The 21,051-nt window shown below is 74.9% G+C and carries 21 protein-coding genes and 2 pseudogenes; 7 read left to right on the plus strand and 16 right to left on the minus strand.

From position 1 onward, the window contains the following. From ABD323_RS16175 to ABD323_RS16190, 4 genes are all read left to right on the plus strand, one after another. Nucleotides 1–999 (plus strand): metallopeptidase TldD-related protein (locus ABD323_RS16175; protein WP_344442287.1); only part of this gene is annotated, 999 nt, incomplete at its 5' end. A 12-nt stretch (nucleotides 1,000–1,011) separates the two neighbouring features. Continuing rightward, complete coding sequence (locus ABD323_RS16180) at nucleotides 1,012–1,563, plus strand: RNA 2'-phosphotransferase (RefSeq protein WP_344442288.1); 552 nt, start codon at nucleotides 1,012–1,014, stop codon at nucleotides 1,561–1,563. A 183-nt stretch (nucleotides 1,564–1,746) separates the two neighbouring features. Beyond that, a complete protein-coding gene (locus ABD323_RS16185) occupies nucleotides 1,747–2,115 on the plus strand; it encodes a DUF3099 domain-containing protein (RefSeq protein ID WP_344442289.1) in 369 nt (122 codons plus the stop codon). Between the two features lie 288 nt (nucleotides 2,116–2,403). After that, nucleotides 2,404–2,658 (plus strand): hypothetical protein, encoded by a 255-nt coding sequence (locus ABD323_RS16190; RefSeq protein WP_344442290.1) that lies wholly within the window; start codon nucleotides 2,404–2,406, stop codon nucleotides 2,656–2,658. Nucleotides 2,659–2,719: 61 nt separating this feature from the next. Here the strand turns inward: ABD323_RS16190 and moaA are convergent, their stop codons facing one another. The 4 genes from moaA to ABD323_RS16210 all read right to left on the minus strand — a co-directional run bounded on the left by moaA (nucleotide 2,720) and on the right by ABD323_RS16210 (nucleotide 7,216). Next, on the minus strand, nucleotides 2,720–3,709 hold the full coding sequence (gene moaA, locus ABD323_RS16195) for a GTP 3',8-cyclase MoaA (RefSeq protein WP_344442292.1): 990 nt from the start codon (nucleotides 3,707–3,709) through the stop codon (nucleotides 2,720–2,722). 104 nt (nucleotides 3,710–3,813) lie between these two features. Next, on the minus strand, nucleotides 3,814–5,454 hold the full coding sequence (locus tag ABD323_RS16200; RefSeq protein ID WP_344442293.1) for a solute symporter family protein: 1,641 nt from the start codon (nucleotides 5,452–5,454) through the stop codon (nucleotides 3,814–3,816). Continuing rightward, a complete protein-coding gene (locus ABD323_RS16205) occupies nucleotides 5,451–5,840 on the minus strand; it encodes a DUF485 domain-containing protein (RefSeq protein WP_344442294.1) in 390 nt (129 codons plus the stop codon). The genes ABD323_RS16200 and ABD323_RS16205 overlap by 4 nt, the downstream gene beginning before the upstream one ends. A gap of 332 nt (nucleotides 5,841–6,172) precedes the next feature. Next, the gene (locus ABD323_RS16210; RefSeq protein ID WP_344442295.1) at nucleotides 6,173–7,216 is read right to left on the minus strand and encodes a zinc-dependent alcohol dehydrogenase family protein; all 1,044 of its coding nucleotides are present in this window, start codon (nucleotides 7,214–7,216) and stop codon (nucleotides 6,173–6,175) included. A gap of 184 nt (nucleotides 7,217–7,400) precedes the next feature. Between ABD323_RS16210 and ABD323_RS16215 the strand changes: the two genes are divergently transcribed. Further along, a complete protein-coding gene (locus ABD323_RS16215) occupies nucleotides 7,401–8,414 on the plus strand; it encodes a DEDDh family exonuclease (protein WP_344442296.1) in 1,014 nt (337 codons plus the stop codon). Between the two features lie 61 nt (nucleotides 8,415–8,475). Beyond that, nucleotides 8,476–9,237 carry an SDR family oxidoreductase gene (locus ABD323_RS16220; protein WP_344442297.1) on the plus strand — a complete coding sequence of 254 codons (762 nt, stop codon included), beginning with the start codon at nucleotides 8,476–8,478 and terminating at the stop codon, nucleotides 9,235–9,237. Nucleotides 9,238–9,295: 58 nt separating this feature from the next. Here the strand turns inward: ABD323_RS16220 and ABD323_RS16225 are convergent, their stop codons facing one another. From ABD323_RS16225 to ABD323_RS16270, 10 genes are all read right to left on the minus strand, one after another. Then, entirely contained in the window at nucleotides 9,296–10,090 is a 795-nt protein-coding gene (locus ABD323_RS16225; RefSeq protein WP_344442298.1) for a maleylpyruvate isomerase family mycothiol-dependent enzyme, read from the minus strand. A gap of 69 nt (nucleotides 10,091–10,159) precedes the next feature. Then, nucleotides 10,160–10,816: an alkaline shock response membrane anchor protein AmaP gene (locus ABD323_RS16230; protein WP_344442299.1), complete on the minus strand. Its 657-nt coding sequence runs from the start codon at nucleotides 10,814–10,816 to the stop codon at nucleotides 10,160–10,162. A gap of 26 nt (nucleotides 10,817–10,842) precedes the next feature. After that, nucleotides 10,843–11,550 (minus strand): DUF6286 domain-containing protein, encoded by a 708-nt coding sequence (locus ABD323_RS16235; RefSeq protein WP_344442300.1) that lies wholly within the window; start codon nucleotides 11,548–11,550, stop codon nucleotides 10,843–10,845. Further along, nucleotides 11,547–12,023 (minus strand): hypothetical protein, encoded by a 477-nt coding sequence (locus ABD323_RS16240; RefSeq protein ID WP_344442301.1) that lies wholly within the window; start codon nucleotides 12,021–12,023, stop codon nucleotides 11,547–11,549. Before ABD323_RS16240 ends, ABD323_RS16235 begins: the two co-directional genes overlap by 4 nt. Next, nucleotides 12,020–12,211, minus strand: a complete 192-nt coding sequence (locus tag ABD323_RS16245) for a hypothetical protein (protein ID WP_344442302.1) — start codon at nucleotides 12,209–12,211, stop codon at nucleotides 12,020–12,022. The genes ABD323_RS16240 and ABD323_RS16245 overlap by 4 nt, the downstream gene beginning before the upstream one ends. A gap of 48 nt (nucleotides 12,212–12,259) precedes the next feature. Further along, nucleotides 12,260–12,733, minus strand: coding sequence for an Asp23/Gls24 family envelope stress response protein (locus tag ABD323_RS16250; protein WP_344442303.1), 474 nt, complete (start codon nucleotides 12,731–12,733; stop codon nucleotides 12,260–12,262). 198 nt (nucleotides 12,734–12,931) lie between these two features. Further along, entirely contained in the window at nucleotides 12,932–13,741 is an 810-nt protein-coding gene (locus ABD323_RS16255) for an enoyl-CoA hydratase/isomerase family protein (RefSeq protein ID WP_344442304.1), read from the minus strand. 251 nt (nucleotides 13,742–13,992) lie between these two features. Then, nucleotides 13,993–14,226, minus strand: coding sequence for a helix-turn-helix domain-containing protein (locus ABD323_RS16260; protein ID WP_035843861.1), 234 nt, complete (start codon nucleotides 14,224–14,226; stop codon nucleotides 13,993–13,995). Nucleotides 14,227–14,771: 545 nt separating this feature from the next. Further along, on the minus strand, nucleotides 14,772–16,370 hold the full coding sequence (locus ABD323_RS16265) for an ABC-F family ATP-binding cassette domain-containing protein (RefSeq protein ID WP_344442305.1): 1,599 nt from the start codon (nucleotides 16,368–16,370) through the stop codon (nucleotides 14,772–14,774). Between the two features lie 349 nt (nucleotides 16,371–16,719). After that, entirely contained in the window at nucleotides 16,720–17,667 is a 948-nt protein-coding gene (locus ABD323_RS16270; RefSeq protein WP_344442306.1) for a hypothetical protein, read from the minus strand. A gap of 1,005 nt (nucleotides 17,668–18,672) precedes the next feature. On the opposite strand from ABD323_RS16270, the pseudogene ABD323_RS46020 reads away from it, so the two are divergent. Next, nucleotides 18,673–18,759, plus strand: a pseudogene (locus ABD323_RS46020) (hypothetical protein); the annotation flags it as partial. Between the two features lie 809 nt (nucleotides 18,760–19,568). Here ABD323_RS46020 and ABD323_RS16280 read toward each other — a convergent pair. Then, nucleotides 19,569–20,504, minus strand: coding sequence for a GNAT family N-acetyltransferase (locus tag ABD323_RS16280; protein WP_425556019.1), 936 nt, complete (start codon nucleotides 20,502–20,504; stop codon nucleotides 19,569–19,571). Nucleotides 20,505–20,864: 360 nt separating this feature from the next. Then, nucleotides 20,865–21,051, minus strand: a pseudogene (locus ABD323_RS16285) (hypothetical protein); the annotation flags it as partial.

Genomic DNA, 21,051 nt, shown 5'->3' on the forward strand with positions numbered 1-21,051 from the left:
GGCGCGGCCTTCACGCACGCCCGCAAGGCCGGCCAGGCCCTCTACGGCTTCGCCCGGCACGAGGTGGACTCCACCTACCTGGGCACCTCCGCCGGCCTTCGGCTGCGCCACGACCAGCCCACCGGCACCCTCGAACTCAACGCCAAGGCGAACGGCGGCTCGGCCTGGGTGGGGGCCACCACCGAGGACTTCCGGGACGTCGACCTGGCCGCCCTGTGCGGCGAGCTCTCCGAGCGCCTGGCCTGGGGCAGCCGGCGCATCGAGCTGCCGGCCGGCCGCTACGAGGCACTGCTGCCGCCCTCCGCCGTCGCCGACCTGATGGTCTACCTGCACTGGTCGATGGGTGCCCGGGACGCCGCCGAGGGCCGCACCGTCTTCAGCCGGGCGGGCGGCGGCACCAGGGTCGGCGAGCGGCTCTCCCGGCTCGCCCTCACGCTGCGCTCCGACCCGGCCGAACCCGGCCTGCGCGGCGCACCGTTCGTGATCGCGCACGCCTCCGGCGACAGCTCCTCGGTCTTCGACAACGGCCTGCCGCTGGCCCCCACCGAGTGGATCGCCGCGGGCGAGCTCAGCCACCTGCAGACCACGCGGCACACCGCCGCCCTGACCGGCCTGCCGGTGCGCCCGCCGATCGACAACCTGGTGCTGGAGCGCGCGGACCGGGCCGGCGCCCCGACGCTGGCCGAGATGGTGGCCGGCACCGAGCGCGGGCTGCTGCTCACCTGCCTCTGGTACATCCGCGAGGTGGACCCGGCCACCCTGCTGCTCACCGGCCTCACCCGCGACGGCGTCTACCTGGTCGAGGACGGCCGGGTGGTCGGCGAGGTCAACAACTTCCGTTTCAACGAGTCCCCGGTGGACCTGCTGGGCCGCGTCACCGAGGCCGGCCGCACCGAACGCTGCCTGCCCCGGGAGTGGGGCAACTACTTCAGCCGGGTGGCGATGCCCCCGCTGCGGGTCGCGGACTTCAACATGAGCTCGGTCAGTCAAGCTTCCTAGGAGGAAACCCGATTGGATGAAAAGCGCACCGTCAAGACCTCGAAGATGCTCTCCAGGATCCTGCGCCACGACCCCGGCCGGATAGGGGTCACGCTGGACGAGGGCGGCTGGGTGCCCGTGGAGACCCTGCTCACCGCCCTCACCCGGTGCGGCAACCGGCTGAGCCGGGCGGAGCTGGACCACGTGGTGGCGACCAACAACAAGCAGCGCTTCGCGTACTCCCCCGACGGGCTGCGGATCCGGGCCAACCAGGGGCACACGGTGGAGGTGGACCTGGGCCTGGCCGCCGCCGAACCCCCCGCCGTGCTCTACCACGGCACCGGGCACGGCTCGGTGGCCGCGATCATGCACGAGGGGCTGCGGCCGATGGCCCGCCAGGACGTCCACCTGTCGGCCGACGTGGAGACCGCGGTGCGGGTCGGCGCCCGGCACGGGCGGCCGGTGGTGCTGGCCGTGGACGCGGCGGCGCTGGCCGCGGCCGGGCACGTCTTCCGGGTCAGCGCCAACGGCGTCTGGCTCACCGACTCCGTGCCGCCGCACCACCTCACCCGCCACTCGGGCTGACCCCCGGCCCGGCCGCTCCGGGCACGCCCACGCCGTGCCCCGCGCGTGCCCGGGCCACCGCCGAACCGCCGCCGCACCCGACCGCCTCGAGCGGCCGGGTACGGCGTACCGTGGGAGGAACCGGGCGGAATGCGCCCCGGTGGACACCGCCGTGCGCGGGCGGCAGCGAAGGCGGCGATGCAGATGGGCAGGAGCACCGGCGACGATCCGGTCTTCCGGATCACCGGGGCCAGGACCAGCCTCTCCGAGGACGTCCGCGGGCGGCAGCGCCGCTACGTGATCTCGATGCTGATCCGCACGGCCTGCGTGCTGCTGGCCGTGGTGCTGTGGAACGTCCAGCGCTACGTGGCGTTCGGCGCGCTGGGCGCGGCGGTCCTGCTGCCGTACTTCGCGGTGATCATCGCCAACGCCGGACGGGAGCGCGCACCCGGTCTGCCCAGCACGTTCGACATCTCCCCGGAGACCCCGCTGATGATCGGTCCGGGCGGCACGGGCGGCGGCGGCGCGACCCGCGGCATGGGCCCGGCCGGCGAGCAGCCGACCGAAAGCTGACTCTCCGTACACAGGCGACTTAAGAGCCCGGCTCGAGGCCGGCTTGAGGCATGCCCGAATCGCCCCGATTTTCTGCCCTTTTGGGCAGAGAAACCTCAGCGGAGCCTCAAATAAATCTTGAAAGGCCTAGCCAAGGCCGGCTCGTTCCGTGACATACTGCGTACGCGCTCCGCATCCCCCGTCGGAGCGACGGACCGACGCCGGGCGGCTCCCCCCGTGGCTGCCCGGCGTCGCCATGTCCGCGTCATGGCAGTTCGCGCCATGGTACGGGATGAGAGACTCCCGCTCATGAGTATCGACTTCTTCGGTGGCACCGGAGCCGACGGCCCGGCCGGGCCGCCCACCTGCTCGGCCAAGGGCTGCCGCAGCGCCGCGGTCTGGGTCCTGGCCTGGAACAACCCCAAGCTGCACACCCCCGAGCGCCGCAAGACCTGGCTGGCCTGCGCGGACCACCGCGAGTCGCTCTCCCAGTTCCTGGGCGTGCGCGGCTTCCTCAAGGACGTCGTCGCGCTCGCCGACTGGACCGACCCCGAGAGCTCCTGACGCCCCGCCGCCGGTCCCCCTTGGCGACGGTGTGTCGTCAGCCGCCGACGGCGACGGCGCCTCAGCCGCCGATGGCCGACATCGGCCGCTCGGGCTGGTGGAACTGCGGGTCGTCGATCCCCGCGCCGGCCTTCTTGCCCCACATCGCCGCCCGCCACAGCGCCGCCAGCTCGGCGTCGGTGGCCCCCTCGCGCAGGGCCGTGCGCAGGTCGGTCTCGCCGGTCGCGAAGAGGCAGTTGCGCACCTGCCCGTCGGCGGTCAGCCGGGTGCGGTCGCAGGCCCGGCAGAACGGCCGGGTGACCGAGGCGATCACGCCCACGCTCGCCGGGCCGCCGTCCACCAGCCAGCGCTCGGCCGGCGCCGCACCGCGCACCGCGGCGGGCTCGGGGGTCAGCGTGAAGCGGGTCGCGAGCCGCTCCAGGATCTCCTCGGCGGTGATCATCTGCGAGCGGTCCCACCCGTGCTGGGCGTCCAGCGGCATCTGCTCGATGAAGCGCAACTGGTAGCCCTGCTCCAGGCACCAGCCCAGCAGGTCGGCGGCCTCGTGGTCGTTGACCCCGCGCATCAGCACCGCGTTCAGCTTCACCGGGGTGAGCCCGGCGGCCTCGGCCGCGGCCAGCCCGTCGAGGACGTCCTGGTGGCGGTGGCGGCGGGTGAGGGTGTGGAAGGTCTGCGGGTCCAGGGTGTCCAGCGAGACGTTGACCCGGTCCAGGCCCGCCTCCCGCAGCGCCCGCGCGGTGCGGGCCAGGCCGACGCCGTTGGTGGTGAGCGAGAGCTCGGGGCGCGGCTCCAGCTCGGCGCAGGCCGCCACGATGCCCACCAGCCCCGGGCGCAGCAGCGGCTCCCCACCGGTGAAGCGCACCTCGCGCACGCCCAGCTCGCGCACCGCCAGGCTGGTCAGGCGCACGATCTCCTCGTCGGTCAGCAGGTCGGAGCGACCGAGCCACTGCAGGCCCTCCTCCGGCATGCAGTACGTGCAGCGCAGGTTGCAGCGGTCGGTCAGCGAGACCCGCAGATCGACGGCCTGGCGACCGAACGTGTCGAGGAGCACGCGTGCACCTTCCCGGAATGGTTCGCTGGGCCCGACCCGCCGACGGCGGACCGGGCCCAGCTTAATCCAGGGGATCTTGCGTCAATCCTGAAGATCTCGTCTGCTCAGTGCGCACCGATGCCGGTGAGGGATCGGACCTCCAGTTCAGCGTACTTCGCCGGGTCCGCGGTCTCCTTGGAGAACAGCGTGCCCAGCCAGCCCAACAGGAAGCCGATCGGAATGGAGACCAGGCCGGGGTTCTCCAGCGGGAACCAGTGGAAGTCGCTGTGCGGCAGGAGCGAGGTGGCCTTGCCCGAGACCACCGGCGAGAAGACCACCAGCAGGACCGAGCTGATCAGCCCGCCGTAGACCGACCAGACCGCGCCGGTGGTGGTGAACCGCTTCCAGAAGAGCGAGTAGAGCAGGGTCGGCAGGTTCGCCGAGGCCGCCACCGCGAAGGCCAGTGCCACCAGCGCCGCGGTGTTCAGCTTGTCCGCGTAGATGCTCAGCCCGATGGCGACCGCGCCGATCACCACCGCCGCCAGCTTGGCCGAGTGGACCTCCTCGCGCTCGGTGACCCGCCCGCGGCGGATCACGTTGGCGTAGAGGTCGTGGGCGAAGGAGGACGAGGAGGCCAGGGTCAGGCCGGCCACCACGGCCAGGATGGTCGCGAAGGCCACCGCCGAGATCACCGCCAGCAGCACCGCGCCGCCGGTCGACCCGGCGCCGCCGCCCAGCTCCTGGGCCAGCAGCGGGGCCGCGGTGTTGCCCGACGGGCTGGAGAGCTTGATCGCCTTGGGCCCGACCAGCGCGGCCGCCCCGAAGCCGAGCGCCAGGGTCATCAGGTAGAAGACGCCGATGATGCCGATCGCCCAGAACACCGACTTCCGGGCCGCCTTGGCGGTGGGCACGGTGTAGAAGCGGACCAGGATGTGCGGCAGCCCGGCGGTGCCCAGCACCAGGGCCAGCGCCAGGCTGACGAAGTCCAGCTTGGTGGTGCCGGTGGCGCCGTACTTGAGGCCGGGCTCCAGGAAGGCCGAGCCCTTGCCGCTGGCGTGCGCGGCGGCGCCCAGCAGGCTGGAGGGGTTGAAGTGGTACTTGGCCAGCACCAGCACGGTCATCAGCGCGGCGCCCAGGATGAGCAGCACCGCCTTGACGATCTGCACCCAGGTGGTGCCCTTCATGCCGCCGACCGTCACGTACAGCACCATCAGCGCGCCGACCGCGACCACCGTCCAGCGCTTGGCCGCGTCGCCCTCCACCCCCAGCAGCAGCGCGACCAGCGATCCGGCGCCGACCATCTGGGCGAGCAGGTAGAAGATCGACACCACGATGGTGGAGATGCCCGCGGCGGTGCGCACCGGACGCTGGCGCATCCGGAAGGCCAGCACGTCGGCCATCGTGTAGCGGCCGGAGTTGCGCAGCGGTTCGGCGATCAGCAGCAGGGCGACCAGCCAGGCCACCAGGAAGCCGATCGAGTAGAGGAAGCCGTCGTAGCCGGAGAGCGCGATGACGCCGGCAATGCCCAGGAACGAGGCGGCCGACATGTAGTCGCCGGAGATCGCCAGGCCGTTCTGCAGGCCGGTGAAACTCCGGCCACCGGCGTAGAAGTCGTTGGCGTCCCGGGTCTGACGGCCGGCCCAGACGGTGATGCCCAGGGTGACCAGGACGAAGGCGCCGAAGAGGGACATGGTCAGGGCACGGTGGTTACCGCTCGAGGCGGCCAGCAGTGCGGTGTGCGCGGCGAGCGGGTTCGAGCCGGTCATTCGCCTGCCTCCCGGGGGGTGACGAGGGCGCTCGGCCCGTAGCGACGGCGCAGGTCGGCGGCCGCCGGATCGAGCCGGCGCTCGGCGAACCGGGCGTACCAGGCGGCGATGGCGAAGGTGCTGACGAACTGCAGCAGGCCCAGCGCCATGGCGACGTTGACGTGCCCGAACAGGGTGGTGGCCATGAAGCCGTGCGCGTAGCAGGAGAGCAGCACGTACAGCAGGTACCAGAGCAGGAAGCCGGCGGTCACCGGGAAGGCGAAGCCGCGGAAGGAACTGCGCAGGGCGCGGAACTCGGCGCCCTGGTCGATGCGTTCATCAGGTGCCGGGTCGACCGCGGTGACGATGCGGTCCGACGGGGAACCGGACTGCGGGGGATGGTCCACTCCATCTCTCCTGACGTCGTGGTGAGACAGGACCGTGCGGACGAGGGACGTGGGACGGTCCGCACGGTGCTGCACGGGTGGAGCACGGTGGCGCTGAGGGATGCCACAGCCACTGTGTGTGCCGATGCATGCTAGGAGCGACCGTATGCTTGCGGACAGTGTTTGGCCGCATTCGGCCCACTCTTCACACTGACGTGCCGCCAATCTGGCCGAAACACGACGCTGTGGGTCGGTCTCGGACACGCCGCAGGGGGCGGTACCGGGGTGTGGTACCGCCCCCTGCGGGGCTGGGCGCGGGCGCCGGCCGGGTCAGCCGGCGGCTCGGTGCCGGCTCAGAACGCGATCCGCACCTTCAGCGCCGAGCGGTCGTCCATCGCCCGGTACCCGGCCGGCACGCCGTCGAGGTCGACCGTGCGGTCGAAGACCAGGCCGGGCTCGATGGTCCCGGCCAGCACGTCGGCGAGCAGCTCGGGGATGTACGCGCGGGCCGGCGCGACACCGCCGCCGAGCGACACGTTCCGGCCGAACATCTGACCGATGTCCACGCCGGCGCTGCCGCCGTGCGGCACCCCGACGTAGCCCACCGCGCCGCCGTCGCGGGCGATCGAGATCGCGGTGCGCATCGAGTCCTCGGTGCCGACCGCCTCCAGCACCGCGTGCGCGCCCTGACCGCCGGTCAGCTCGCGCACCGCCTCGATGGCGGCCTCGCCGCGCTCGGCCACCACGTCGGTGGCGCCGAAGGCGCGGGCGATGTCGGTGCGCACGGTGTGCCGCCCCAGCGCGATGATCCGCTCGGCGCCGAGCCGGCGGGCCGCCAGCACGCCGCACAGACCCACCGCGCCGTCCCCGACCACCGCGACCGTCGAGCCCGGGCGGACCTTGGCCGCGACCGCGGCGTGGTGGCCGGTGGCCATCACGTCGGAGAGCGCCAGCAGGTGCGGCAGCAGCGCCTGGTCACCGGCCGCCTCCTTGGGCAGCTTGACCAGCGTGCCGTCCGCGAACGGCACCCGCACCGCCTCGCCCTGCCCGCCGTCCGAGCCGACGCTGCCCCAGAAACCGCCGTGCGGACAGGAGGTCTGCAGGCCGTCGCGGCAGTACTCGCAGGTGCCGTCCGACCAGACGAACGGCGCCACGACGAAGTCGCCGGGGCGGAAGTCGGTGACCGCCGAGCCCACCGACTCGACCGTGCCCAGGAACTCGTGCCCGATCCGCTGACCGGCCTCCCGGGCCGCCACCCCGCGGTAGGCCCACAGGTCGCTGCCGCAGATGCAGGCGTTGACCACCCGGACCACGGCGTCGGTGGGCTGCTGGATCTGCGGGTCGGGGACCTCTTCGATCCGGATGTCGTTGGGGCCGTGGATCACGGTGGCGCGCATGAGGATGTCCTTTGTGGGGGCAACAGCTGATTCGTCCGGTTGTACGACCATCCCGTCGCCCACTCTATTCCCGCCACTTCACACCAGCCCCGCGAGCGACTCACGCCTCAGCCACCCACCGGATCTGCGGCGATGGCGGCGGTTCGGCATCCGGCGGCGGCGACGACCCTTAAGCTGGTGCACCATGCATGCGCTCCAGCCCCCGGTCGGCCCGATCCCCTCGCAGCGCACCGGTGCATCCGACGGGTCGCCCGATCCCGGCGCGGGGGGCTACGCGGTGGTCGACGTGGAGACCACGGGCCTGGGCCGGACCGACCGGGTGATCTCCGCGGGCGTCTACCGGCTGGACCCGGACGGCACCGTGATCGACCACTGGTACACCCTGGTCAACCCGCTGCGCGACCCCGGCCCGGTCTGGATCCACGGCCTGACCAGCGCCGTCCTCGCCGACGCGCCGACCTTCCCGGAGATCGCCGACGAGCTGGCCGAGCGGCTGCGCGGACGGGTGATGGTGGCCCACAACGCGCTCTTCGACTGGAACATGATCTCGCGTGAGTACGCCCGCGCCGGGCTGCGCGCCCCGGTCGAGCACCGGCTCTGCACCATGGTGCTCTCCCGCGACCTGGGCCTGCCGCTACCCAACGGCAAGCTCTCCACCCTCGCCGAGTACTTCGGGGTCCGCCAGCGCAACGCCCACAACGCGCTGGACGACGCCCGGGTGCTGGCCGAGGCCTTCCGGCCCAGCCTGGAGCTGGCCCGCAGCGGCGGCGTGGCGCTGCCGCTGACCACCTGCGTGGCCGTCACCGACCTGGGCGAGGACACCGCCGCCACGAGCGGGTCCGGCGCCGGCGCGGGCCGCGGCTCCTGGGGCTCCTCCTACCGCCCCGCCCGCAAGCGCCCGGTCTGCGCGTACCCCAACCCCGGGCGCTGGCAGGACGGCGGACCGCTGATCCAGGGCATGCGGGTGGCGATCACCGGCGACACCGCCACCGACCGCGAACTGCTGGAGGACCGGGCCATCGCCGCCGGCCTGCACATCGCCTCCTCGGTCAGCCGGCTGACCAGCCTGCTGGTCACCAACGAGCCGGGCAGCTGGAGCGGCAAGGCGCGCAAGGCCCGCGAGGTCGGCACCCCGACCATCGGCGAGGACGCCTTCCTGCAGCTGCTCTCCGACGTCGCCCCGCACCCCGGCAGCTGACCGCGCGACACCCGCCCGCCCTGCCGGCCGCACCCGCCGGCCGGTGCGGCATGCTGGGCGCATGGATCTCGGACTCAAGGACAGGGTGTACGTGGTCACCGGCGCGACCCGCGGGCTCGGCCTCGCGGCCGCCCGCGAGCTGAGGGCCGACGGGGCCCGGGTACTGGTGACCGGCCGCCGGCAGGAGGCGCTGGACAGCGCCGTCGCGGAGCTGGGCGGCGCCGGGCAGGCGGCCGCCGTACTGGCCGACAACGCCGATCCGCAGGCCGCCGAGCGGATCGTGGCCACCGCGGTGGAACGCTTCGGCCGCCTGGACGGGATCCTGGTCAGCGTCGGCGGCCCGCCGCCGGGGCCGGTGGTCGGCGCCACCGACGAGGCCTGGCGCGACGCGTTCGAGAGCGTCTTCCTGGGGGCCCTGCGGCTGGCCCGCACGGCCGCGGACCGGCTCGGCGAGGGCGGCGTGATCGCCTTCGTGCTCTCCTCCTCGGTCCGCGAGCCGATCGCGGGCCTGGGCATCTCCAACGGCCTGCGCCCCGGGCTGGCGATGGCCGCCAAGAGCCTGGCGGTCGAGCTGGGCCCGCGCGGCATCCGGGTACTGGGCCTGCTGCCGGCGCGGATCGACACCGACCGGGTGCGCGAACTCGACGCCATGGGCGGCGACGCCGACGGCGCCCGGGCCCGCGCCAGCGCGGGGATCCCGCTGGGCCGCTACGGGCGGCCCGAGGAGTTCGGCAAGGTCGCCGCCTTCGCGCTCTCCCCCGCCGCCTCCTACCTCACCGGCCTGATGATCCCGGTGGACGGCGGCGCCATGCGGGCCCTGTGACCGATCGCCCCGGGACGGCCCTGGGTCCGGCCGGCGGCCGGACCGTCGCCTGGTCCTGCTACCGCTGCGGGTCCCACTCCACGAGCTGGTCGAAGAGCCCTCGGTCGCCGTCGAGCTCCAGGGAGTCCAGCGGAATGCGGTCGTAGAAGGCGAGGACCAACGCGTTGGCCGTACCGCGGGCACCGGCGCGGACCACGTCCGGGATCCCGTCGTCGGCGGGCCCGGTGCCGGGCGCGGGCAGGCGGTCGAGCCGGGCGCCGTCGGCGGAGAGCGAGTTGCGCCAGGAGCGGCCCTCGGTGACGTGGTAGTCGGCGACCGCGGGCGCGTGCGGCCAGGCTTCCGTCGTCGTGCAGACGGTGGTCAGGAACTCCTCGACCCCGTCGAGCGCCACCTGTTCGGGCAGCGGCTGCGGGGCGCCCACGGTCAGCTGCGCGTCGTAGGTGTGCACGGCGATCTCGTGCAGCTGGCGCCGGGCCACGGCGGCACAGGTCAGCGGCGACTGCGACTTGCCCCACCAGGCCCAGCAACCGCGGTCCGGGCCGGCCTGCCGCAGGGCGTCCAGCAGCAGCCGCGTCGATCCGGCCAGCCACTCCAGCAGGGCCTCGCGCTCCCGCGGTGCGGTCGCCTCGCCCAGTGGGGCAGCCTTCGCCGTGGCGTCGGGCCCGGCGGCGACGGTGGCGGCCCAGGCGCGGCGCCCCTCGCCCAGGTGCTGCGCCAGATCGATGAGCGTCCACTCGGGACAGGTCGGCACCGTCACGTCGAGGTCGGGTGCGGCGGCGATCGCCGCGCGGAAGGCCGTCGACCGGTCGTCGATCCATCGCAGCAGGTCGGGGAAGTCCAGAGTGGTGTCCACCCCGGATGTGTATCACCGCGCTCCGGTGGCCGAACAGCGATTTTTGGCGGCCCCGCGCACCGCCGCGGCTCAGAGCACCCGCCGCCGCGCCCGGCGTCCGCGTGCGGCACGCTCCGGGTGGCGCGGCGGCGGCGGGGTCCGGTCCACCCGCAGCCGCAGGTCGGCGGGCAGCGCCTCGCCGCGGGCCAGGGTGGCCGAGGCCTGGGCGAGCGGGCCCGCGTGGAAGGCGGCCACCGCGGCCGGCACGTCCGAGCCCGGCACGAGCCGCAGCGCCGCCCGCACCCGCAGCCCGCGATCGCGTCCCAGTAGTCGCACCCGGACCGCCGCCACCTCGGGGCGGGCCAGCGCCGCGGTCTCCACCGCCCCGGCCAGCGCCGCACCGCGCAGTCGCACCCGCAGGCCCCGCGCCCCCGGAGGCGACAGCCGCAGCTCGGTCGGCGAGGGCCGGCGCAGCTGCGCGACCAGCCAGCAGAGCGCGAGCACCACCAGCACCACCAGCGCGGCCAGCAGGACCGGCCACCACCAGTGGTGCCGACGCCAGCGGGTCCGCGCGGCGGTGCTGAGCACCGGCTGGGAGGGGGAGGTGAGCGGCCACCAGCCGGGCGGGGTCACCCCCGTGTGCGCGTACAGGCGCAGGCCACCGGCCAGCACCAGCAGCGCGCCCGCCAGCAGCACCAGCCCGGCCAGCGCGAGCAGCACCCGGTTGACGACGGTTCGACTCAGCACGGTGACGCCTTCTCCCTTCACGGCGGTCAGTGCATGGGCGGCCGGTGCGGGGCCGGCCGGCGGCGCAGCCGCAGCTGGGAGGCGCGGGCCAGCCCGGCCCGGGCCAGGTCGGCCGCCAGCGCGCGCCGCGCGCCGGGCAGGTCGACGCTGCCGCGCAGGGTGACCCTGGCCCGGCGCCGGCCGACCCGCACCCGGGCCTGCGCCACCATCGGCAGCTCCAGCGCCCGGCTCTCCAGCAGCGCCGCGACCGCGACCCGGTCGACCGTCGCGGTGGGCCTCTCGCGCAGCGGCAGCCAGCGCCGGTCGCCCGCGCTGACGGCCAGCCAGCAGAGCCAGCAGCCCAGCAGCGCCACCACCCCGGCGGCCGCCAGCACCCAGGGCGAGTCCAGCGGGCGGGTGGCCAGCTGGTGGGCGCTCCACCGGCGCCAGCCGGGGGCCCCGGGGGCGGGCCCCACCCCGATCACCCCCCCCCCCCCCCCCCGGCCGGCCCGGTGGCCGGTCCGCACCGCGATCACGTCGCAGAGCAGCGCGCCCGCGCCCAGCAGGACCACCAGCGCGACCAGCGCGGCGGCCACCGAACGCGGCGAGCGCGGCGCCCGCCGGCCGGGTTCGGCGATGGGCGACGCCGGTTCGGCCCCGGCGGCCGGCTCGTCGGCGATCACCGGCGCGGCGGTCGGCGCCGGCCCGGGGTCGGCCACCGGCCCGGGATCGGCCACCGGCTCGGGCCCGGTCACGGTCGCTCACCGCCCGCCGGCACCGGCCGCTCGACCACCACGGTCACCTCGCAGGCCGCGACCCCGGCCAGCTGGCCCAGCTGGGTCGCCACCGCCCGCAGCACCGCCACACCCCGGCCCGCCAGGTCGCAGGGGAACGGCAGGTCGACCCCGATGCGCACCTGGGCCGCGCCGTCCACCATCCTGGCCGTCACCCGCGGCGCCTCCAGCTCCGCCGCCGGGCCCGCGCCCGCACGCGCGACCCGCTCCTCGTGCAGCACGTCGCGGGCCGCCAGCCAGGCGATCCGGGAGGGCGCACGGTCGGCGATCCGCAGCCGTCCGCGCCGGTCCGGCGGAGTGCCCGGCCCGGTGTCGCGCCCCCAGCCGGGCCCGCGGCCGCGCCGGTCGCCGGGGTCGCGCTCGGGCTTGTCCCCCGAGACGGCCGTCGCTCCGGTCGACCGCGGCGGGCCACCGTCGTCCGCCGGCCGCCTCACCGGCGCCGGTCGCGGCTGCGCAGCAGGTCACCGAGGTCGCCGAGGTCGAGGTCGCCCTCCAGCAGCCGGCCGGCCACGAAGCCGACGGCGCCGAGCGCGGCGACCAGCAGGAAGGCGGCGAATCCGCCGAAGTAGCCGGCGAAGCCCAGGGCCATGCCGGCCACCAGGCCTAGGTGGGCGAGGTTCAAGGTGAGCTCCCGAGCAGTGGTGGGGCTGGGTCCTGGTGGGACGCGGCGCTACTGGACCCGGGCTCGCCGCTCGGAGGACGGCGGCGCGGCCTCCTCCTCGTCCGGTTCGTCGGGCAGGTGGACGTCGTTGACCGCGATGTTCACCTCCACCACCTCCAGTCCGGTCATCCGCTCGACCGCGCTGATGATGTTGCGGCGCACCGCCGCCGCGAGTTCGGGGATCACCACGCCGTACTCGACCACCAGGGCGATGTCGATCGCGGTCTGCCGCTCGCCCACCTCGGCCTTGATGCCGCGCGAGATGCTGGCCCGGCCGCCCGGCACCCGGTCGCGCATCGCCCCGAAGGTGCGGGCCAGGCCGGAGCCGAGCGCGTGGATGCCGGGGACCTCACGGGCCGCCATGCCGGCGATCTTCTCGACCACGCCGTCCGCGAGCGCGGTGCGGCCGCGCTCCTCGGAGCTCGCGCCGCCGTGCGGGCCGAGGGACTTGGTCAGGTCGGACGGCTTGGGGGTCTCGGGCATGGGGGTGCCTCCTGAAGGTGCGGCTCCAGCTATACCGTAATCTGCCCCAACTCTGACATTTCGCCACGAAAGGCGCCCGTGGAGACCGGCCTCGCCACCGCTCCGCGGCCGGACACGGCGAAGGCCCGGCTCACCCCTCCCGAGCCGGGCCCCGCACCGGACACCGCGCGCCCAACGGTCGTCGCGCGGCGCGCGTCCTCAGTCGCCGATGCCCGCCAGGTCGCGCAGCCGCCGCGCCTGCGCGGCGCGCTCGGCGGCACGCTGCTCGTCGTAGGAGCGCTGACCGGCACCCAGCAGCAGCGCCTTGGTCTCGATCACCGCGCTGCGCGGCGCGGCCAGCAGCGGCGCGACCAGGTCGCGGGCGGTGGCGTCGAGCTCCTCGCCCGGGACGGCCAGGTTGGCCAGACCGCTGGCCACCGCCTCCTCGGCGCCGACCAGTCGGCCGGTGGCGCAGATCTCCAGCGCCCGGCCGTAGCCGACCAGGTCCACCAGCGGCTTGGTGCCGGCCAGGTCGGGCACCAGGCCCAGCGAGGTCTCGCGCATCGAGAACTGCGCGTCCAGCGCGCAGACGCGCAGGTCGCAGGCCAGGGCCAGCTGGAAGCCGGCGCCGATCGCGTAGCCCTGCACGGCGGCGATGGTGATCAGGTCGGGGCGGCGCCACCAGGTGAAGGCCTGCTGGAACTCGGCGATCGCCGCGTCCAGGTCCTGGTCACTGCTGGCGGCCAGCTCGGCGAAGCCCTGCTCGCCGGCGATGCCCTCCGGGCTGAACATCGCCCGGTCCAGGCCGGCCGAGAAGGCCAGGCCCTCCGCGCGCAGCAGCACCACCCGGACCGTGCCGGGCAGCTCACGGCCGATCGCGGCCAGCGCGCGCCACATGGCGGGGGTCTGGGCGTTGCGGCGCTTGGGATCGCAGAGCGTCACCACGGCGAGCTCGCCCTCGACCTCCAGCCGGACGCCGACCTCCTCCCAGGACGTCGAGCTGCTGGGCGTGGAGACGGGCGCGGTCATGGGCACCTCCGGCGGGATCCGGGCAGGCTCCAACGCGCTGCCCACAGTGTCTACCGGAGAGTAACTTACCGACCCGGACCTTGGGTACCACCTCGCCCGCCGCCGGCGTCGGGACATGACGATCGGCGGCCGGACATGTTCCTGTCACGGTCGCCGATACGCCTGGACATGCTGACGGACTGTCGGAACCTGGTGCCCCCGCTCATCGGCCGACCGGGAGACGGCTGCCCGCATCCCGGCCTGACGACCAGTCAGGAACCTGCTGCCGCAGCAGCCTTGGCCTTACCGCGCGTGGCGCCGCCGCGACCCCGGAGGTTCACTCCGGATTCACTGAGCATGCGGTGCACGAAGCCGTACGAGCGGCCGGTCTCCTCCGCCAGCGCGCGAATGCTCGCCCCGGAGTCGTACTTCTTCTTCAGCTCGGCCGCGAGCTTCTCACGCGCGGCACCAGTTACCCGGCTGCCCTTTTTCAGAGTCTCGGCCACCCGTGCCTCCTCGTAGCTGTGCTCGGTCAGATTCCCATGATCACCCATTGCCAGCGTCCTGGCCACCCATTCGACAAGGTCGATCCGCGCAAACGGGCGCTCGCCGGCGGTGTTCTCAGCGCAGCAGGGCGCTCACCCTGGGTACACACGCCCCCGCCTTCGACGGGCCCGCGGGACGAAAGAGCTGATCAGCGAGGTCGCCCGGACGGCAGGAGGAGTGGATCCGATGAAAACGGAATCCCCGGCCCCGGCATTCCCGGAAAGGCCCGGGTGATGAGTCGGCATCGGCCGGATGCAGGAGCACGTGTCTACTGAACGTGAGCGCCCGCGACCGGCGGGGCGGTCACGGGCGGTGTTCGGTGCGGGTGGGCCGGGGCGCGCGGGGCCGGGCGGGGCGCCCGGGCGGCCGCCGGGCGCATCCGTCCGCGCCGGGGCGGACCGCCCGTGACCCGGCGCCCCGCCCGGAGTGGCGGGACGGACCGGGCGGACGGACCGGGCGGGACGGACCGGGGTGCGGGACCGCGGAGGCCGGCGGGCCGGTCGGCTCAGGCCAGCGAGACCAGGTCGTGGTAGGCCGGGGTCCACAGGTCCTCGACGCCGTCCGGGAGCAGGATGATCCGCTCCGGCTCCAGCGCGTCGACCGCGCCCTCGTCGTGGGTGACCAGCACCACCGCGCCCGCGAAGGTGCGCAGCGCGCCGAGGATCTCCTCGCGGCTGGCCGGGTCGAGGTTGTTGGTGGGCTCGTCGAGCAGCAGCACGTTGGCGGAGGAGACCACCAACGAGGCCAGCGCGAGCCGGGTCTTCTCGCCGCCGGAGAGCACGCCGGCCGGCTTGTCGACGTCGTCGCCGGAGAAGAGGAACGAGCCGAGGATCTTGCGGATCTGCACCAGGTCGGTGTCCGGCGCCGAGGAGCGCATGTTCTCCAGCACGGTGCGCTCGGGGTCGAGCGTCTCGTGCTCCTGGGCGTAGTAGCCGATCTTCAGGCCGTGGCCCGGGATCACCTCTCCGGTGTCCGGCTTCTCCACGCCCGCCAGCATCCGCAGCAGGGTGGTCTTGCCCGCGCCGTTGAGGCCGAGCACGACGACCCGCGAACCGCGGTCGATCGCCAGGTCGACGTCGGTGAAGATCTCCAGCGAGCCGTAGGACTTGGAGAGCCCGCTGGCCATCAGCGGGGTCTTGCCGCAGGGGGCCGGGTCGGGGAAGCGCAGCTTGGCGACCTTGTCCGAGACCCGCGCCTGCTCCAGGCCGGCGAGCAGCTTGTCGGCGCGCCGGGCCATGTTCTGCGCGGCGACCGTCTTGGTGGCCTTGGCGCGCATCTTGTCGGCCTGGGCGTTGAGCGTGGCAGCCTTCTTCTCGGCGTTGGCCCGCTCGCGCTTGCGGCGCTTCTCGTCGTCCTCGCGCTGCTGCTGGTACTGCCGCCAGCCCATGTTGTAGACGTCGATGGCCGAGCGGTTGGCGTCCAGGTAGAAGACCTTGTTGACGACCGTCTCGACCAGCTCGACATCGTGCGAGATGACGATGAAGCCGCCCTTGTAGGTCTTCAGGAAGTCCCGCAGCCACACGATCGAGTCGGCGTCGAGGTGGTTGGTGGGCTCGTCGAGCAGCAGCGTGTCGGCGTCCGAGAAGAGGATCCGGGCCAGCTCCACGCGGCGGCGCTGGCCACCGGAGAGGGTGTTCAGCTCCTGGCCCAGGATCCGGTCCGGCAGGCCCAGCGCCGCGGCGATGGTGGCCGCCTCCGCCTCGGCCGCGTACCCGCCCTTGGTGAGGAACTCGGTCTCCAGGCGCGAGTACTTCTTCATCGCGTTGTCGCGGGTGGCGCCCTGGCCGTTGGCCATCCGCTCCTCGTTCTCGCGCATCTTGCGCAGCACCGTGTCCAGGCCACGGGCGGAGAGGATCCGGTCGCGGGCCAGCACGTCGAGGTCGCCGGTGCGCGGGTCCTGCGGGAGGTAGCCGACCTCGCCCGAGCGGGTCACCGTGCCGCCGGCCGGGATGCCCTCGCCGGCCAGCACCTTGGTGAGCGTGGTCTTGCCGGCGCCGTTGCGCCCGACCAGACCGATCCGGTCGCCCGGGGTCACCCGGAAGCTGGCGGACTCGATGAGGATGCGGGCACCGGCGCGCAGTTCGAGGGCGTTGGCGGAAATCATGGCTGCAAGGGCTCCTGGGGCTGGGCGGCCCGGGGCGCGTCGGCTACGGACACGGCGGCGCGGGCACGGGGGTGCGGCGGGGGTGTGGGGGCGGTGCTGGACGGTCCGGCGGTGCTGGCCGGTCCGCACGCGGTGGCGCGGGCCGGGTGCCTCACCGGCTGCCGCCGCTAATGCCCGGAGAGAACAGCCATGCGGGCCAGTCTACCGGGCCGCCCGAACCGGCCCGCAGCGATATTCCGGCCGTATGCCCACCGTCACCCCCGCCGGCTCCCCCGGTGGCGCACCGACGCCCCGGCACACGGTCCGGGGCGCGGTGGTGGTGACGGCGGCGGCAGGGGCCCGACGGGACCTACTGCCCGCCGGCCGGCGGGGCGTCGGCGCCGCTCGGGCAGCCGGTGGCGCCCTGCACCACCGCGGCGAAGGGCGCGTTCGGGCTGCCGCAGGGGGTCTCCGGCACGCCCTGGTCGGCGTCGACCACCCGGCTGCCGACCAGCGGACCGTCGTCCACCCGCACCCGGGCGCCGTCCAGCCGCGTGAGCTGCACCTTGGGGCCGGCGTTCAGCTGGTAGCCGTGGCCGTCCAGCTTGAAGCCGGTGACCGCGCCGGGCAGCGGGCGGCCGGAGCCGGTGGTGCCGGTGCAGGTGCGCGGCACCAGGACCGCGGTGTCGGTGCCCACCGCGCGCAGCGGGTCGTAGGAGCAGCCGGCGAGCGGGCGCGAGTTGAACCTGAGATCCCCGTCACGGTCGCGGAAACCCATGGTCAGGCCCGGGGTGAGCACCTGGACCCACGGCTCGGGGCCGGAGACGGTCTGCACCGCGGCGGCCGCCCGCTCCAGTTCGAGCTGCTTGCGCTGCGTCTCGGTGCGCTGGTCGGCGCCGGGCTCGCCGTCGCCGTGCAGCCAGTCGGCCAGCCCCGGCACGGCCCGGTGCCAGCGGACCGAGTGGTCGCCGATCTGGACCGAGGTGACCATGCCGTCGTCCCAGACCACCACCGCGCTCGTGCCGACCCGCGCCAGGTGCAGGGCGGTGGCGCCGTCACGGCGGTAGGACCAGAGCAGCGCGCCGCTCGCGGGGTCGTACGCCTCCAGGCCGGGGCCGACCCGGAAGTCCGGGGCGGGGGGCACGTCCGACTGCGCTCCCACCGGGCTGGCCTGCGCGTTTCCGGGCGCGGACACCTGGTCGCCGAACGGGACCGGGCGGTTTGCGTGCGCGGCGGCGCCCGCACCGAGCACCAGCAGAACGGCCAGGGCGGGCAGGGCGGACCGGGGGGTCAGGGTACGAAGCGGCTTCCAGGACACTTCCGGAGGGTACCTGGCCGCGGCCGGGTCGTCAGCACGACCAGGCCGTCCGTCCAGCTTACGGACGGATTACCAGACATTCGGCGGGGGTGCGGTGGCGGGTCGTGCCATCCGGTTGCGGAGAAACAGGCCGCTCGGGTGGTGAGCCCGTGTCCGGTGTTCACCGAGGGGCGACGAGTGATCAGAAACCGTCCACCTCGGCACCGGTTTCCCGTCGAGTTCGGCCAGACTCGCGATACGTGTCCACTTTAGGGTGACATTCGGCTTTTCTGACGGCCTGTCGACTTACTGTCGACGGGCGGGCGGCCACGGCTCGGGCCCGCCCGGCCCGGCCCCGAGGCCGGGCCCAGTCCCCGAGGAGAGACCATGCGAATCGGCCGCCTGACCCTGGGCGCCGCCGCGCTGCTGCTGCTCACCACCGCCGGCGTCTCCGGCAGCGGCGTGCCGGTCAGCACCGCCGACCGCAGCCCCGCGCTCTCCGCCGACCCGCCGGCGCCCGCCGCCCAGCCGCGCACCGCCGCGCCCAGGCCGCCCGCGCAGCGCGCGGCGCACGAGGTGCCGTTCGGCGCCTTCGTCGGCTCCTGGGACACCTACATCCCGCAGATCGCCAGGCTGGCCAACTGGCTGAACGGGGCCAACCTCCAGGTCGGGCACACGTACCTGGCCGGAAACGGCTGGAGCGACGTGGAGGGCGACACCAAGGTGCTGGCCCTGTGGTCCCAGTGGCGGCTGGCCGACCGGAGCCGGACGCTGGTGCTCAACGTGCCGATGGTGGTGCCCAACGAGGCGGACCTGCCGGACGGCCAGGTGGCCACGCTGCTCGGCCAGGGCGCCCGCGGGGCCTTCGACCAGCACTTCCTCAAGCTGGCCCGCAAGCTGGTGGCGCTCGGCGGCAGCGACACCGTGATCGTGCTCGGCTGGGAGATGAACGGCATCACCTACAGCAGCCGCTGCAAGCCGGACCCGACCGCCTGGAAGGCGTACTGGCGGCGCGTCATCACGGTGATGCGCTCGGTGCCCGGACAGCACTTCCGCTTCGACTTCACCCCCAACCGGGGGCTGGACGCGATCGCCTGGACCAAGTGCTACCCCGGCGACGACGTGGTGGACATCATCGGGACCGACAGCTACGACCAGCCCGCCGGCAGCAGCTTCGACGACGACGTGCGCGAGCCGTACGGGCTGCAGGACCAGGTCGACTTCGCGGCCAAGCGCGGCAAGCCGGTCTCGTACCCGGAGTGGGGACTCTTCCGCAACGGGGACAACCCGGAGTTCGTGCGGCGGATGGTGGAGTGGATGCGCACCCACGACACGGCCTACCAGACCGTCACCGACTACTGTCCGCACGGCTTCTGGGAGTGCCACAGCAACCCGCGCTCCAGCGCGGAGTACAGGAGGCTGATGGCCGGCTCCAAGGGGGTGCCGGGCAGTTCGTCCGTGCTGTCCTGCCTAGGCTCCGGACTCGCGCTGCGCCCGCCGCGCCCCGGCGCCCCCACGCCCTGCCCGGGGCGTCCGACGCCGGGCGGGGGGGGGCCGGCCCCCCAGGGCCCCCCCCCCCCCCCCCCCGCCCCCCCCCCCCCCCCCCCCCCCCCGGGGCCGGCCCCCGCCGGGCCGCCCCGCCGGGCCCCCGAGCGGCACCCCCACGTCGACCGCCACCGCGACGGCGACCGCCTCGGGTTCGGCCTCGGCCTCGGCTTCCGCTACCGCCTCCGCCTCCGCCTCCGCTGCCGCGTCCGTGACGGCTTCGGCGCCGGCCACCGCGTCAGCGGCCGGGGACCCCGGCGCCCTGCCGACGACGCCGTCCATCCCGACGCTGCCGGCCGCGCCCACCGCGCCCACCGCCCCCACGCCGGTCCGGCCGCCCGCCGCGGGGGCGCCGGGCGGGGTCGGTGGCGGGGTGATCAGCGACGGGTGAGGCGGGCCCGCAGGGTCCGCACCGGCCCCAGCAGCCGCAGCGCCGCGGCGGCCCGCAGCCGGGCCAGCGTCAGGCGCACCGTCAGGGCCGGCGCGAGGTGGCGCGGGCCGAGCAGCAGCCGGTGGTTGTGCTCGCGCTCGGGGCGCCAGCGCTCCTTGTACGGCTCCTCGCCGCGCATCAGGCTCAGCTCGGGGATGCCGGCGCGCACCGCCTCCTCCAGCGAGGTGCCGAAGAGCAGCCCCGCGATGTCGAGGCGCTCGCGCAGCCTGGGGTGCGCGCCGTAGAGGTAGAGCCCGGCGAAGGCGGGGCAGAGCAGCAGCAGGTCCACGGCCATCAGCTCGTCGTCCAGGTGGTAGCGGTAGACCACCGCCTGGCCCAGCCGGGCCAGGCCCGCGGTGGAGTCGGCCAGGTGCGCCGCGAACCGCTCGCTGGCGTGCTCACGGGTCACCCCGCGGCTCTCCCACTGCAGGGCGTGCAGGCGCAGCAGCTCGCCCATCGCCGCCCCGACCTGCTCCACCGGGACCCGCTGCGCCCGCACCCCGGCCTCGGCGAGCTTGCGCTGCTTGGCGCGGCTGCGCTGCGCGGTGCGGCCGGGCAGCCGGGCCAGCAGCTCCTCCATCGGGACGGCGGGCAGGTGCTGGCAGAGCGAGTCGGACAGCTGGTGGCGGCGGCCGGTCCAGTGCGCGTAGAGGCGGTGGGCGGCCGAGCCGGGCCGGACCTCGCGCAGGTCCAGGCTCTGCCAGGGTCGGCGCAGCGGGAGGACGGCGGCCAGGTGGGCGACCGCCTCGTCGGCGCAGGAGTCGTCGAGCAGCACGTCGGTGAAGTCGATCAGGGCGCCGCCGAGCGCGTGGTAGCCGTCGCGCCCGTCGCGGCGCAGCGCGGCGGCGCCGACCAGCCGCCCGTCCCGGCGCACCAGCAGCACCCGCAGCGCGCCCGGGCGCCCGTACGCGCGCCACCAGGAGCCCTGCCAGGCCGCCGACTGGAACGGGGTGGCGGTGCGGCAGCGGCCGGCCAGTTCCTCCCACTCGTCGGCCAGCGCGGCCAGGGTGTCGTCCCCGCGGTGGACCTCGGTGCTCCACTGCGGGGCGGCCGGCGCCGGCTCGGCGGGGGGGCGGGGGGGGGGGGGGGGGGGGGGCCGGCCGGGGGGCCCCCCCCCCCGCGGGGGGGGGGGGGGCGGGCGGGGCCGGGAAGGGCCCGGGGACCGGGTCCGGGTCCCGCCGCTGAGACGGGGAGGGGTACCCGGACGGCTGCGGGACCGGCGCGGCCGCTGGGCGCAGCTCCGTCACGTGCCGCTCCCGGCCGGCTCGGGGGCCGGGGGCTTGGCGCCGGCGGCCGGGGTCCTGCCCGTGGTCGGAGCCTTGCCGGCGGTCGGGGCCTTGCCGGCGGCCGACCGGGACGCCAGGGCGGCGGCCAGCGGCCCGGGCGGGGGGTGGGTGGGCTCCTGGCGCGCCGGGGCCGGCTCCGTGGGG

Origin of the sequence: Kitasatospora nipponensis (genome assembly GCF_039528135.1) — a bacterium.
Taxonomy (GTDB): Bacteria; Actinomycetota; Actinomycetes; order Streptomycetales; family Streptomycetaceae; genus Kitasatospora; species Kitasatospora nipponensis.

Coding starts and splice junctions, on each gene's coding strand:
- ABD323_RS16185 (WP_344442289.1), top strand. CDS start 1,747: ATGGGCAGGAGCACCGGCGACGATCCGGTCTTCCGGATCACCGGGGCC.
- ABD323_RS16190 (WP_344442290.1), top strand. CDS start 2,404: ATGAGTATCGACTTCTTCGGTGGCACCGGAGCCGACGGCCCGGCCGGG.
- ABD323_RS16200 (WP_344442293.1), bottom strand. CDS start 5,454: ATGACCGGCTCGAACCCGCTCGCCGCGCACACCGCACTGCTGGCCGCC.
- ABD323_RS16210 (WP_344442295.1), bottom strand. CDS start 7,216: ATGCGCGCCACCGTGATCCACGGCCCCAACGACATCCGGATCGAAGAG.
- ABD323_RS16215 (WP_344442296.1), top strand. CDS start 7,401: ATGCATGCGCTCCAGCCCCCGGTCGGCCCGATCCCCTCGCAGCGCACC.
- ABD323_RS16220 (WP_344442297.1), top strand. CDS start 8,476: ATGGATCTCGGACTCAAGGACAGGGTGTACGTGGTCACCGGCGCGACC.
- ABD323_RS16250 (WP_344442303.1), bottom strand. CDS start 12,733: ATGCCCGAGACCCCCAAGCCGTCCGACCTGACCAAGTCCCTCGGCCCG.
- ABD323_RS16255 (WP_344442304.1), bottom strand. CDS start 13,741: ATGACCGCGCCCGTCTCCACGCCCAGCAGCTCGACGTCCTGGGAGGAG.
- ABD323_RS16265 (WP_344442305.1), bottom strand. CDS start 16,370: ATGATTTCCGCCAACGCCCTCGAACTGCGCGCCGGTGCCCGCATCCTC.